Consider the following 13,592-nt stretch of genomic DNA (forward strand, 5'->3'; position numbering starts at 1 on the left):
CGGACGCACATACCCCTACCCCGTACCCGTACGAATGACGGAGGCCCCCGACATGAGCACGCCGCTCCAGGACGAACAGGAGGCGGGCACAGCGACCGGGACCGGCCCCGGGGCCGCCGGTGGCGCCGCGCCCGCCGAGATCGAGCTGGCCGTGGGCGGGATGACGTGCGCCGCCTGCGCGGCCAGGATCGAGAAGAAGCTCAACCGGATGGAGGGCGTGACCGCCTCCGTCAACTACGCGACCGAGAAGGCGAAGGTCAGCTACCCCGAAGGGGTGGGTGTCGACGACCTCGTCGCGACGGTCGTGAGGACCGGGTACACGGCGGAACCGATCCTGCCCCCCGAGCCGGAACCGGAGCCCGAGCCCGGCGCCGCCCCCGGCGAGAACCCCCGGGAGCACCCCGCCGCGGACTCCCGCCTCGCCGGTCTCCGCCACCGCCTCCTCGTCTCCGCCGCCCTCGCGCTCCCCGTCGTCGTGCTCGCGATGGTCCCTGCGCTCCAGTTCGACAACTGGCAGTGGCTCTCGCTGACGCTCGCCGCGCCCGTCGTGGTCTGGGGCGGCTGGCCCTTCCACCGCGCCACGTGGACGAATCTGCGGCACGGCGCCGCGACGATGGACACGCTCGTCTCGATCGGCACGCTCGCCGCCTTCGGCTGGTCGCTGTGGGCGCTCTTCCTCGGCGACGCGGGGATGCCGCACATGCGGCACGGCTTCGACCTGACGGTGGACCCGGATCAGGGCACGTCCACGATCTACCTGGAAGTGGCCGCGGGCGTCATCGGCTTCCTGCTCCTGGGGCGCTACCTGGAGGCGCGCTCCAAGCGCAGCGCGGGGGCGGCCCTGCGGGCCCTGCTCGAACTGGGCGCGAAGGACGTGGGCGTCCTGCGGGACGGTCGCGAGGTGCGGGTCCCTGCCGGCTCGCTGCGTGTCGGGGACCGCTTCGTGGTGCGGCCGGGCGAGAAGGTCGCGACGGACGGCACCGTGGCGGAGGGGACCTCGGCGCTGGACGCCTCCATGCTCACGGGCGAGTCGGTGCCCGTGGACGTCGGCCCGGGCGACACCGTCACCGGGGCGACGGTCAACGTCTCGGGCCGGCTCGTGGTCGAGGCGACGCGCGTCGGCGCGGACACCCGGCTCGCGCGCATGGCGCGCCTCGTGGAGGACGCGCAGAACGGCAAGGCGCAGGTCCAGCGGCTCGCGGACCGCGTCTCCGGCATCTTCGTGCCCGTCGTCCTGGTCATCGCGCTCGGGACGCTCGTGGGCCGGCTGCTCGCGAGCGACGACGTGACGGCCGCGTTCACCGCGGCGGTCGCCGTCCTGATCATCGCCTGCCCGTGCGCGCTCGGACTCGCGACCCCGACGGCACTCCTCGTCGGTACGGGCAGGGGCGCCCAGCTCGGCATCCTCATCAAGGGCCCCGAGGTCCTGGAGTCGACGCGGCGCGTGGACACGGTCGTGCTCGACAAGACGGGCACGGTCACGACGGGCCGCATGAAGCTCCGTACCGTCCTCGCCGCCGGGGGCACGGACGAGAAGGACGTCCTGCGGCTCGCGGGCGCGGTCGAGCACGCCTCGGAGCACCCGGTGGCCCGCGCGCTCGCCGAGGGCGCGGCCGAGCGCGTCGGGACGCTTCCGCAGGTGACCGCCTTCGCGAACGAGGCGGGGCTGGGGGTACGGGGCACGGTCGAGGGCCTGGAGGTACGGGTCGGCCGCGGCGCGCTGCTCGCCGGGCTCCCCGTACCGCAGGAGCTGGGGCGCGCGAAGGCGGCGGCCGAGGCGGACGGGGCGACGGCGGTGCTCGTCGCGTGGGACGGGCGGGTACGGGGACTGCTCGCCGTCGCGGACGCGGTGAAGGAGTCGAGCGCCGAGGCGGTGAGGGAGCTGCGCGGCCTGGGCCTGCGGCCCGTCCTGCTCACCGGGGACAACAGGGCGGTCGCCGAGGCCGTCGCCCGCGAGGTCGGCATCGACGAGGTCGTCGCCGGTGTCCTGCCGCAGGACAAGGCGGCCGAGGTGCGCAGGCTCCAGCAGGAGGGGCGCACGGTCGCGATGGTCGGGGACGGCGTCAACGACGCCGCGGCGCTCGCGACGGCCGATCTCGGGCTCGCGATGGGTACGGGGACGGACGCGGCCATCGAGGCGGGGGATCTCACGCTCGTGCGCGGCGACCTGCGGGTCGCCGGCGACGCGATCAGGCTCTCGCGGCGCACGCTCGGGATCATCAAGGGCAATCTCTTCTGGGCGTTCGGGTACAACGTGGCGGCGATCCCGCTCGCCGCGGCCGGGCTCCTCAACCCGATGATCGCGGGTGCGGCGATGGCCTTCTCCTCGGTCTTCGTCGTGACGAACAGTCTTCGCCTCAAGACCTTCACATAGCCCCCGCAAGCCCCTTACGCTGAGCCCGGACACTCCGTCCGGGCTCAGCGCGGTTCAGGACGCGCAGGCCAGGGCGCTGTGGCGCGGATCACATCGTTTCGTGGGTAACCATGTGCCTGGTTCGGAGGTCTCACACCATGCCGGGAGACGTCTTGGGGGGCGTCGACCGGCGGCAGGGAACGTCTTGGGGGATGTTCCCTGAAGCGAGGACCGGGACGACGTGCGGCCGGGGAGCTTGAGCGGCCCTCCCGCGCGTACGCGTCCCGGTTGACCGCGGCACCACCTGAACGCCCGGCCGGATCCCGTGGGGGGAATCCGATCCCGGGGCACAGGAAGGCGCCCCGACCGTCAGCCCGTGGGGGGACTGGCGGGGGGGCGCCTTTCGCTTGGCGCGGGCGGCTGGAGGGGGTGCGCCTGGCCGCGCGGGCCTTTCCGCGCTTCGCGCGGTGTCCTCAACCTCCCCCAGCCTTCGGCCGGGGGGACCCCCAGACGGGCTAGTTTTTTCGGGCTGAGCAGGGCCCCGCCCTTTCGGACGGGGCCCTGGCATCACGACTACGGGAGGGTCAGCGGCCCTCGACCGGGACGAAGTCGCGGTTCACGTAGCCCGTGTAGATCTGGCGCGGGCGGCCGATGCGGCTGCCGGGCTCCTTGATCATCTCGGTCCACTGGGCGATCCAGCCGGGGAGCCGGCCGAGCGCGAAGAGGACGGTGAACATCTCGGTGGGGAAGCCCATCGCCCGGTAGATCAGACCGGTGTAGAAGTCCACGTTCGGGTAGAGCTTCCGCTCGACGAAGTAGTCGTCGGCGAGCGCGTGCTCTTCGAGCTTGAGCGCGATGTCGAGCAGTTCGTCGCTCTTGCCGAGCGCCGAGAGGACGTCGTGCGCCGCCGCCTTGATGATCTTCGCCCGCGGGTCGAAGTTCTTGTAGACGCGGTGCCCGAAGCCCATGAGCTTCACGCCGTCTTCCTTGTTCTTCACCTTGCGGATGAAGGTGTCGACGTCGGAGCCGTTCGCCTGGATGCCTTCCAGCATCTCCAGGACGCTCTGGTTGGCGCCGCCGTGCAGCGGGCCCCACAGCGCGTTGATGCCCGCCGAGATCGAGGCGAACATGTTGGCCTGCGAGGAGCCGACGAGGCGGACCGTCGAGGTCGAGCAGTTCTGCTCGTGGTCGGCGTGCAGGATGAGCAGCTTGTCGAGCGCGGAGACGACGACCGGGTCCAGCTCGTAGTCCTGCGCGGGGACCGAGAAGGTCATGCGCAGGAAGTTCTCGACGTAGCCGAGGTCGTTGCGCGGGTAGACGAACGGCTGGCCCACGGACTTCTTGTACGCGTAGGCGGCGATCGTCGGAAGCTTGGCGAGGAGGCGGATCGTGGAGAGGTTCCGCTGCTCCTCGTCGAAGGGGTTGTGGCTGTCCTGGTAGAACGTGGACAGCGCGCTGACGACCGAGGACAGCATGGCCATCGGGTGGGCGTCGCGCGGGAAGCCGTCGAAGAACCGCTTGACGTCCTCGTGCAGCAGCGTGTGCTGCGTGACGTCGTTCTTGAAGGTCGCCAGCTCGTCGACCTTGGGCAGCTCGCCGTTGATGAGGAGGTACGCGACCTCCAGGAAGCTGCTGCTCTCGGCCAGCTGCTCGATGGGGTACCCGCGATAGCGGAGAATCCCCTGCTCACCGTCGAGGTAGGTGACGGCGGACTTGTACGCGGCGGTGTTCCCGTAGCCGCTGTCCAGGGTCACCAGACCGGTCTGGGCGCGCAGCTTGCCGATGTCGAAGCCGTTGTCGCCGACGGTGCTGTCGACCACCGGGTAGGTGTACTCGCCATCGCCGTACCGCAGTACTACCGCGTTGTCGCGTTTCTCGCTCACGTCATCCCTCACCGACGTAGTGCCTCTTCTTCGAGGTGCCCTGACTGTGTCTACCTTCCCCCATTTGGACGAGGAAAGTGCACTCGGGGCCGACCATTGGCCCTATTGGCGGCACTGAGTGCCGTCGAACAGCCTTGCCATCCTGCCGCCTCTCCCCCGGTTCCGGAAGGGCAGGGTGACCTTTCCCACCGTTTTGATCGATCATTTTTCCCTACGTCATCCGCCGGAGACACACCGGGGGTACCGGCGAGTACGACACGTGTCCGGGTGACGTCATCGGGTGAGGACCTGCCGGGCTTCACGGGTACGTACGGTGGGCGGGGGTGCGCTCCGTAAGAAATTCACCGGGAAGAGTGAGGCGCGGGAGATTCGGCGGTCCTCGCCGCTGCCTGTCCGCGCGGCCCGGGGATGTCCGGGGCGCGCAGGCGGCCCGCGAGACCCGTGTGGCGGCGGCCCGCCGAGACCGTGCGGACCGCCTGGCCGAGGGCGCGGCGGGAGCCGACGAGGACCACGAGGCGTTTCGCCCGCGTGACGGCCGTATACAGAAGGTTGCGCTGGAGCATCGTCCACGCGCTCGTCGTGACCGGGACGACGACCGCCGGGTACTCGCTGCCCTGCGAGCGGTGGATCGTCATCGCGTAGGCGTGCGCGAGTTCGTCCAGCTCGTCGAACTCGTACGTCACGTCCTCGTCCTCGTCCGTACGGACCGTCAGGCGCTGCTCCACCGTGTCGAGTCCCGTCACGACGCCGACCGTGCCGTTGAAGACGCCGTTCTCGCCCTTCTCGTAGTTGTTGCGGATCTGCGTGACCTTGTCGCCGACGCGGAAGACGCGGCCGCCGAAGCGCTTCTCCTCCGTGCGCGGGCCCGGGGGCGTCAGGGCCTGCTGGAGCAGCGCGTTGAGCGTGCCCGCGCCCGCAGGTCCTCGGTGCATCGGGGCGAGGACCTGCACGTCCGTACGGGGGTCGAGGCCGAAGCGCGCGGGGATGCGGCGCGCCACGACGTCGACCGTCAGCCGCCCCGCCGCCTCCGTGTCCTCCTCGACGAACAGGAAGAAATCCTTCAGCCCCTGCGTGAGCGGGTGCTGACCCTCGTTGATGCGGTGCGCGTTCGTCACGACGCCCGACTCCTGCGCCTGCCGGAAGATCCGCGTCAGGCGTACGGCCGGGACGGGCCCGCCCTCGCTCAGCAGGTCCCGCAGCACCTCCCCCGCGCCGACCGACGGCAGCTGGTCCACGTCGCCCACGAGGAGCAGGTGCGCGCCGGGCGCGACCGCCTTGACCAGCTTGTTCGCGAGCAGCAGGTCGAGCATCGACGCCTCGTCCACCACGACGAGGTCCGCGTCGAGCGGCCGGTCCCTGTCGTACGCCGCGTCCCCGCCCGGCTTCAGCTCCAGCAAGCGGTGCACCGTGGACGCCTCCGCACCCGTCAGCTCCGCGAGCCGCTTCGCCGCGCGGCCCGTCGGCGCCGCCAGGACGACCTTCGCACGGCGCGCGCGGGCGAGTTCGACCACGGACCGCACCGTGAACGACTTCCCGCAGCCGGGGCCCCCGGTGAGGACAGCGACCTTGCGGGTCAGCGCGAGCCGCACGGCGGCCTCCTGCTCGGGGGCGAGCGTGGTCCCCGTCCTTCGCGCGAGCCACCCCAGGGCCGCGCCCCAGTCCACGTCCTGGAAGCTCCGGAGCCGGTCCTCGCGGGCCGTGAGCAGGCGGCGCACCTGCCCCGCGAGCGAGAGTTCCGCGCGGTGGAAGGGCACGAGGTACACGCCCGTGACCGGCTGCCCGTCGGGGTCCGTGAGCCCCTCCCGCACGACCCCCTCCGGGTCATCGGCCAGCTCCCCCAGGCACTCGATCACGAGCCCCGTGTCCACGCCGAGCAGCTTCACGGCGTCGCTGATGAGGCGCTCCTCGGGGAGGTAGCAGTGGCCCTGGTCCGTCGCCTGCGACAGCGCGTACTGGAGCCCCGCCTTGACGCGCTCCGGGCTGTCCTCGGGGATGCCGACCGCGCGGGCGATGCGGTCGGCGGTGAGGAAGCCGATGCCCCAGACGTCGGCGGCGAGCCGGTACGGCTCCGCCTTCACGACCTCGATCGAGTCGTCCCCGTACTTCTTGTAGATGCGCACCGCGATCGACGTGGACACCTCCACGCTCTGGAGGAAGACCATGACCTCCTTGATCGCCTTCTGCTCCTCCCACGCCGCGATGATCTTCGCGACGCGCTTGGGCCCGAGCCCCTGCACCTCGATGAGGCGCTTCGGCTCGCTCTCGATGACGTCGAGCGTGTCCGTCCCGAAGTGCCGCGTGATCCGGTCGGCGAAGACGGGCCCGATGCCCTTCACGAGCCCCGAGCCGAGGTACCGCCTGATGCCCTGGATGGTGGCGGGCAGCACGGTCGTGTAGTTCTCGACGACGAACTGCTTCCCGTGCTTCGGGTGCGAGCCCCACCGCCCCCGCATCCGCAGCGCCTCCCCCGGCTGCGCCCCGAGCAGCGCCCCGACAACGGTGAGCAGATCCCCGCCCCCGCGCCCCGTGTCGACACGGGCGACGGTGAAGCCGCTCTCGTCGTCGGCGTAGGTGACGCGTTCGAGGGTGGCTTCGAGAACGGCGAGCGGCGAGGCGGGGCCGGGGCGCTGGCCGGCGGGGGTGCTGGGGGCCATGAGGGGACGGTATCGCTGCGGGGTGACGGTGGGACGGGCCGGTGAAAGAGGAAGTGGAGTCGGGGGCCGGTGACGGCCTCGTCGGACCACGGGTCCCGGGCATGACCGAGCAGTTCTTCGGCCATACCGGGCTGCGCCTCCTCGACTTCGTCCGCGAGACGCGTGACCCGTCCGGAACCGCCCGTATCGGCCGGCGGGTACGCGCTTCGCCCTCCCCCACCGCACCACGGGAGCAGGCGGGGAGAGGCCGCTTGGGCGCGGAGACGGCCACGAGGGAGGGGCTACGCGCGGTGGGGGTACGGTACGTGGCGCCTTGAGCGGCCGGGCGCGGAACAGCTGTATGGGGCAGGTCTTTCCGGGCAGGATGGGGCCTGTACAGGGAGTCCAGGGTCCGGGCGGCCGTCCGTCCGTGAGCCGGTCAAGGAGCGCAGGATGCTGGAGATCAGGCCGGAGAGTGCCTTCGGGCGTGGCTACGAGGTGCTGGTGGACGGGATACCCGTCGCGCGGTGGTCCTCCCGTATCTGGAGTGACGGCGGGGAGGTCGAAATGGCCGGGGAGACCTTCGCGTTCAGGTCGGGGGGCTGGGGGCGCTCCTTCGAGATGCTCGCGGGCGGCGCGGTGCACGTCGAGGCGCACCGCTCGGGCGGGCGCTGGACCATCACCGGGGAGGGCGGCACGTACGAACTGGGGCGGCCGTCGTTCTGGCGCGGGAAGCGGCAGCTCGTCTCGGGCGGGCGGGTCCTGGGCGAGTTCAGGAACACCGGTTTTCGCGGCGGCCTCACGGCCGACCTCCGCGATGTGCCGCTGCCCGTCCAGGTCTTCACCGGGGTCGTGGTGCTCACCCTCCAGCGACGTCAGCGCGCCGCCGCGGCCTCGTCCTCCAGCAGCTGAGCGGCGGGCACGCCGCCGGGACGCCGCGCGGGCACCACGCGAAGGGGCCCGTCCGCCTCAGCGGTCGGGCCCTTCCGGTTTCCCCCCGTCGCACAGGCTTCCCCCCTCGGGAATCCCCCCCCGGATTTCCCCCCCATGCCTGGCGACACCACGTATGACAGGCCAGGTGGGCCGAGGGTTGTACGACCTCTGAAAGAAACTTCGCGGGCCCCGGGACGCGGACGCCGGGCCCCGGGGACCGGTGTCCGCGCCCCGGCGTCGGCCCCCGCGCCCCGCTTCACACGTACCGCGCGAACCGTTCCGCCGTCGTCGCCAGGAGCTTCCTGCCGTCGCCCGACCACAGCGCGTCGTTGAAGAGTTCCACCTCGATCGGGGCCGTGTAGCCGCTCGCGTCGGCTTGTTCGCGCCACCACCGGAGGTCGATCGCTCCGTCGCCGAGCTGACCCCTGCCGTTGAGGACCCCGGCGGGCAGGGGGGTGATCCAGTCGGCGAGCTGGAAGGCCGCGATGCGGCCTGTCGCGCCCGCGCGGGCGAGAGCCGCGGGGGCCTGGTCGTCCCACCAGACGTGGTACGTGTCGACGCAGACGCCGACCTGCTCGGCGGGGAAGCGTGCGGCGAGGTCCAGGGCCTGCGTCAGGGTCGAGACGACGCAGCGGTCGGACGCGAACATCGGGTGCAGCGGCTCGATCGCGAGCCGGATGCCCGATTCCGCCGCGTACGGGGCGAGTTCGGCGAGCGCGTCCGCCACGCGTTCGCGGGCCGCACCCAGGTCCCCCCTGCCGTCGGGGAGTCCGCCCGAGACCAGGACCAGGACCCGCGTGCCGAGCGCCGCCGCCTCGTCGATCGCCCTGCGGTTGTCCGCCACCGCGGCCCGGCGCGCGGCCGGTTCGCTCGCCGTGAGAAAGCCGCCCCGGCACAGCGTCGTGACCGTGAGGCCCGCGTCGCGCATGAGCACCGCGCTCGCCTCCAGCCCGTACGCCTGCACGGGCTCACGCCACAGGCCGACGTTCCGCACGCCCACGTCCCCGCATGCCTCGACGAGTTCGGGGAGGGAGAGTTGTTTCACCGTCTGCTGGTTGATGCTGAAGCGCGCGTGCGCCTTCACCGCTGTCACCGGGGGACTCCGTACACGTCGAGGAGGGCACGCATCCGCTGGGCCGCGCGCTCGGGGTCGGGGAACAGGCCGAGCCCGTCGGCGAGCGCGTAGGCGCGCGCGAGGTGCGGCAGGGAGCGCGAGGACTGGTGGCCGCCGACCATCGCGAAGTGCTCCTGGTGGCCGGCGAGCCAGGCGAGGAACACGACGCCCGTCTTGTAGAAGCGCGTCGGCTTCCGGAAGAGGTGGCGCGACAACTCCACCGTCGGGTCCAGGACTTCACGGAAACCGCGCACGTCGCCCGTGTCGAGGACGCCGACCGCGCGCGAGGCGAGCGGGGCGAGGGGGTCGAAGATGCCCAGCAGGGCGTGGCTGAAGCCCTGTTCGTCGCCCGCGATGAGTTCCGGGTAGTGGAAGTCGTCACCCGTGTAGCAGCGCACGCCCGCCGGGAGGCGGCGGCGCACGGCGATCTCGCGCTCCGCGTCGAGCAGCGAGATCTTGATGCCGTCGACCTTGTCCGGGTGCGCCGCGATGACCTGGAGGAACGTCTCGGTCGCCGCGTCGAGGTCCGCCGAGCCCCAGTACCCCGTGAGCGCCGGGTCGAACATGGGACCGAGCCAGTGCAGGATCACCGGCTCGCGGGCCTGCCGGAGCAGGTGCCCGTACAGCGCGAGGTAGTCCTCGGGGCCGCGCGCGGCGGCGGCGAGGGCGCGGGAGGCCATCAGGATCGCCTGCGCGCCCGCGTCCTCGACGAGCGCCAGCTGCTCCTCGTACGCCGCGCGGATCTCGGCGAGGGCGGGCGTGCCCGCCGCGAGCTGGTCGGTACCCGCCCCTGCGGCGATCCGGCCACCGGTCGCGCGCGCCTCGGCGGCCGAACGGCGGATCAGCTCGGCCGCGTTGGGCCAGTCCAGACCCATGCCGCGCTGTGCCGTGTCCATCGCCTCGGCGACGCCGAGCCCCTGCTCCCACAGGTGGCGGCGGAAGGCGAGCGTCGCGTCCCAGTCGACGGCCGCCGGGTCGTCGGCGCTGATGTCCGCGTACGGGTCGGCGACGACGTGCGCGGCCGAGAAGACGGTACGGGAGGTGAGCGGGCCGCCGGGGGAAACCTCGCGCGCGGGCCGGGACTTGGGCTCGTACGCGTACAACGAGCCGTCGGGGGCGGGGAGACGGAGACTCACAGCGTGATCTCCGGTACGTCGAAGCGGCGGCCTTCCGCCGAGGACTTGAGGCCCAGTTCGGCGAGCTGGACGCCGCGCGCGCCCGCGAGGAGGTCCCAGTGGTAGGGGGCGTCCGCGTAGACGTGGCGCAGGAACAGCTCCCACTGCGCCTTGAAGCCGTTGTCGAACTCGCCGTTGTCCGGGACCTCCTGCCACTGCTCGCGGAAGACCTCCGTCGCGGGCAGGTCCGGGTTCCAGACCGGCTTGGGGGTCGAAGAGCGGTGCTGGACACGGCACTTGCGCAGCCCCGCGACCGCCGAGCCCTCGGTCCCGTCGACCTGGAACTCGACGAGTTCGTCGCGGTTGACGCGTACCGCCCACGAGGAGTTGATCTGCGCGACCGCGCCGCCTTCGAGCTGGAAGATCCCGTACGCCGCGTCGTCGGCCGTCGCCTCGTACGGTTTGCCCTCCTCGTCCCAGCGCTGCGGCAGGTGCGTCGCGGTGAGCGCCTGGACGCTCGTCACCCGGCCGAACAGCTCGTGCAGCACGTACTCCCAGTGCGGGAACATGTCCGTGACGATGCCGCCGCCGTCCTCGGTGCGGTAGTTCCAGCTGGGGCGCTGCGCCTCCTGCCAGTCGCCCTCGAAGACCCAGTACCCGAACTCGCCCCGCACGGACAGGACGCGGCCGAAGAAGCCCCCGTCGATGAGGCGCTTGAGCTTGAGCAGGCCCGGGAGGAAGAGCTTGTCCTGCACGACGCCGTGCTTGATCCCGGCCGCGTCGGCGCGGCGGGCGAGGTCGAGCGCCCCTTCGAGCCCGGTCGCCGTGGGCTTCTCGGTGTAGATGTGCTTGCCGGCCGCGATGGCCTTCTTGAGCGCCTCCTCGCGCGCGGACGTGACCTGCGCGTCGAAGTAGATGTCGATCGCGGGGTCGGCGAGTACCGCGTCGATGTCGGTCGACCAGCGGGTCAGGCCGTGCTGCTCGGCGAGGGCGCGCAGGGCGTGCTCGCGGCGGCCCACGAGGACGGGTTCGGGCCACAGGACCGTCCCGTCGCCGAGGTCGAGTCCGCCCTGCTCGCGCAGCGCGAGGATCGAGCGAACGAGGTGCTGGCGGTGGCCCATCCGCCCTGTCACACCGTTCATGGCGATGTGCACCGTCTTGCGTTCCACGGGGGTCCCTTCTCACGGGGGGTCGGCAGACGCGCCCAGTAAGCGCTTTCTACGAGGGGAGACGCTAGCCTCTGCGCAACGGGGACGACAAGACCCCCGCCCGCCGGCTTCCGTGCCGGCCCGACCGGTCCCGGAGGACGAGATGACCGTGACGCTCTCGGATGTGGCTTCCCGTGCGGGGGTTTCACCCGCGACCGTCTCCCGGGTGCTCAACGGCAACTACCCGGTGGCCGAGGGCACCCGCGAGCGGGTGCTGCGGGCCGTGGACGAGCTGGACTACGTGCTGAACGGCCCGGCGAGTTCGCTCGCCGCCGCGACCTCGGACCTCGTCGGGGTGCTCGTCAACGACATCGCCGACCCCTTCTTCGGGATCATCGCGAGCGCGGTGCAGTCGCAGATCGGCGGGCCCGGGGGGCGCGCGGGCGGCGAACGGCTCGCGGTCGTGTGCGGGACGGGCGGCGCCCCCGAGCGCGAACTCACCTACCTGACGCTGCTCCAGCGGCAGCGCGCGGCGGCCGTCGTGCTCACGGGGGGCGCCGTCGAGGACGCGGCGCACAGCGCGGCCGTCGCGGACAAGCTGCGCAAACTCGTCGCCGCAGGGACACGCGCGATCCTCCTGGGGCGGCCCCCGCTGCCCGAAGCCGGACCCGGGGTCACCGCGCTGACCTTCGACAACCGGGCGGGAGCACGGGAGCTGACCGCCCATCTCCTCGCGCTCGGCCACCGCCGCATCGGCTGCGTGGCGGGCCCGCCCGAGCGCACGACGACCCGGCACCGGCTCGAAGGCCACCGGGCGGCGCTCGCCGAAGCGGGGGTCGACGACGTGCCGGGGGCGACCGTGCACGGGGCGTACGACAGAGCGTCCGGCTTCCGCGCGGTCGGTGAACTCCTCGGCCGCGTACCGGACTTGACCGCGATCGTCGCGGCGAACGACACCGTGGCGCTGGGCGCCTGCGCGGCGCTGCGGGAGCGGGGCCTCCGGGTGCCTGACGACGTGTCCGTGGCGGGCTTCGACGACCTGCCCTTCAGCGCGGACGCGCTGCCCGCGCTCACGACGGTCCGGCTGCCGCTGCACGAGACGGGGGCACGGGCCGGGCGGATCGCGACGGGGCGGGACGAGGCGCCCGAGGGGGGCGAGGAACTGGTGGCGGGGAAGCTGGTGGTGCGGGGGTCGACGGGAGCGGCGAGGTAGCGGGGCGGACGAAGCGGAAACGGCCCGCCCCGCACCCGCACCGCAGCCCCGCACCGGCAGCACGACCCCGGCCCCGCACCCGCACCGCAGCCCCGCACCGGCAGCACGACCCCGGCCCCGCACCCGTACCCCGGCCCCGCACCCCGCCCCCGTACCGCAGTCCCGTGGCCGTGACCGGAGCCGCCTCGGTCCTCGGTCCCGGCGCGCCAGCGGGAATAGGCGTGCCGCCTGCGGTCAGGCTGTGCGACAGACGGCCCGCCGGGGCCACGGCAGAAGCGACGAAGGAGCAATAGGCATGAAACTGGCGTTCTCCACCCTCGGTGTCCCCGGGCTGCCCGTCCCCGAGGTCGTACGGCTCGCCGCCACGCACGGCTACCACGGCGTGGAGCTGCGCGCCCACCCCGAGGAGCCGCTCAACCTGACCAGTACGGCACCCGAACGCGCCGCCGCGCGGCAGCGGTTCGCCGACGCGGGGGTCGAGGTGCTGGGGGTCGCCGGGTACGTGAAGGTCGCCGAGCCCGGCGACGACGAGCCGTACCTCACCGAGACGCGCGCGCTCATCGACCTCGCCCACGACCTCGGCGCGGGCCACGTCCGCGTCTTCCCCGGCGGGGGTACGGAGCAGGGCGAGGTGGAGGCCGACGCGACCGCCGAGCGGCGGCTCGGGCTCGCCGCCGAGCACGCGGCCGCGCGCGGCGTCCGCATCCTCCTGGAGACCCACGACTCGCACCGCACGGGCGCGGCGGCGACCCGCGTCCTCGGCACGGTGGGGCACAAGTCCACCGGCGCCCTGTGGGACACCATGCACACGTGGCTCGGCGGCGAGCAGCCCGATGAGTCCTACCTCGCGCTCGCCCCCTACCTCGGATACGTGCAGGTCAAGGACATCGCCTCGCGCGAGGACACGACGCCGCTGCCGCTCGGCGCCGGGGTGCTGCCGCTCGGCGAGGTCGTGGACGTGCTCACCCGCGAGGGCTGGGACGGCTGGCTGTGCTGGGAGTACGAGAAGCGGTGGTACGCGGACGCCGCCGACCTCGCCCCGCTGCTCGGACCGGGCGCGGAGTACCTGCGGAGGCTGCTGAACGAGGCGGCGTGAGGCGGGGCGCGCGGGGAGGGGGCGGGTGCGGTAGCGGGCGCGGTGCCGGGCCCGGGGTCGGGCGCGGTGCCGGGCCCGGGGTCAGGCCCCGTACCGGGCCCGGA

General features: G+C 72.7%; 9 protein-coding genes. 4 read left to right on the top strand and 5 right to left on the bottom strand.

Annotated elements, in window-relative coordinates; genetic code table 11:
* The first annotated feature begins 52 nt into the window (after positions 1-52).
* Complete coding sequence (locus tag ACQYWQ_RS09445; RefSeq protein ID WP_431033727.1) at positions 53-2,374, top strand: heavy metal translocating P-type ATPase; 2,322 nt, start codon at positions 53-55, stop codon at positions 2,372-2,374.
* A 563-nt stretch (positions 2,375-2,937) separates the two neighbouring features.
* On the opposite strand, the gene ACQYWQ_RS09450 is transcribed toward ACQYWQ_RS09445, so the two are convergent.
* Together ACQYWQ_RS09450 and recD2 are read right to left on the bottom strand one after the other, a co-directional pair.
* The gene (locus tag ACQYWQ_RS09450; protein WP_431033729.1) at positions 2,938-4,236 is read right to left on the bottom strand and encodes a citrate synthase; all 1,299 of its coding nucleotides are present in this window, start codon (positions 4,234-4,236) and stop codon (positions 2,938-2,940) included.
* Positions 4,237-4,577: 341 nt separating this feature from the next.
* Positions 4,578-6,890: an SF1B family DNA helicase RecD2 gene (gene recD2 / locus ACQYWQ_RS09455; protein WP_431033731.1), complete on the bottom strand. Its 2,313-nt coding sequence runs from the start codon at positions 6,888-6,890 to the stop codon at positions 4,578-4,580.
* A gap of 432 nt (positions 6,891-7,322) precedes the next feature.
* Between recD2 and ACQYWQ_RS09460 the strand changes: the two genes are divergently transcribed.
* Positions 7,323-7,781: a hypothetical protein gene (locus ACQYWQ_RS09460; protein WP_431033732.1), complete on the top strand. Its 459-nt coding sequence runs from the start codon at positions 7,323-7,325 to the stop codon at positions 7,779-7,781.
* A 277-nt stretch (positions 7,782-8,058) separates the two neighbouring features.
* On the opposite strand, the gene ACQYWQ_RS09465 is transcribed toward ACQYWQ_RS09460, so the two are convergent.
* From ACQYWQ_RS09465 to ACQYWQ_RS09475, 3 genes are read right to left on the bottom strand one after another with little or no spacing between them, the layout of a single operon-like run.
* Entirely contained in the window at positions 8,059-8,886 is an 828-nt protein-coding gene (locus tag ACQYWQ_RS09465) for a sugar phosphate isomerase/epimerase family protein (RefSeq protein ID WP_431039127.1), read from the bottom strand.
* 5 nt (positions 8,887-8,891) lie between these two features.
* A complete protein-coding gene (locus ACQYWQ_RS09470) occupies positions 8,892-10,052 on the bottom strand; it encodes a dihydrodipicolinate synthase family protein (RefSeq protein ID WP_431033734.1) in 1,161 nt (386 codons plus the stop codon).
* Positions 10,049-11,200 (bottom strand): Gfo/Idh/MocA family protein, encoded by a 1,152-nt coding sequence (locus ACQYWQ_RS09475; RefSeq protein ID WP_431033736.1) that lies wholly within the window; start codon positions 11,198-11,200, stop codon positions 10,049-10,051. The genes ACQYWQ_RS09470 and ACQYWQ_RS09475 overlap by 4 nt, the downstream gene beginning before the upstream one ends.
* A 142-nt stretch (positions 11,201-11,342) precedes the next feature.
* Between ACQYWQ_RS09475 and ACQYWQ_RS09480 the strand changes: the two genes are divergently transcribed.
* Together ACQYWQ_RS09480 and ACQYWQ_RS09485 are read left to right on the top strand one after the other, a co-directional pair.
* Positions 11,343-12,392, top strand: a complete 1,050-nt coding sequence (locus tag ACQYWQ_RS09480) for a LacI family DNA-binding transcriptional regulator (RefSeq protein ID WP_431033738.1) — start codon at positions 11,343-11,345, stop codon at positions 12,390-12,392.
* A gap of 295 nt (positions 12,393-12,687) precedes the next feature.
* Positions 12,688-13,488: a sugar phosphate isomerase/epimerase family protein gene (locus ACQYWQ_RS09485; RefSeq protein WP_431033739.1), complete on the top strand. Its 801-nt coding sequence runs from the start codon at positions 12,688-12,690 to the stop codon at positions 13,486-13,488.
* The last annotated feature ends 104 nt before the right edge of the window (positions 13,489-13,592 follow it).

It is taken from the genome of Streptomyces sp. P6-2-1 (assembly GCF_050613165.1).
GTDB lineage: Bacteria > Actinomycetota > Actinomycetes > Streptomycetales > Streptomycetaceae > Streptomyces.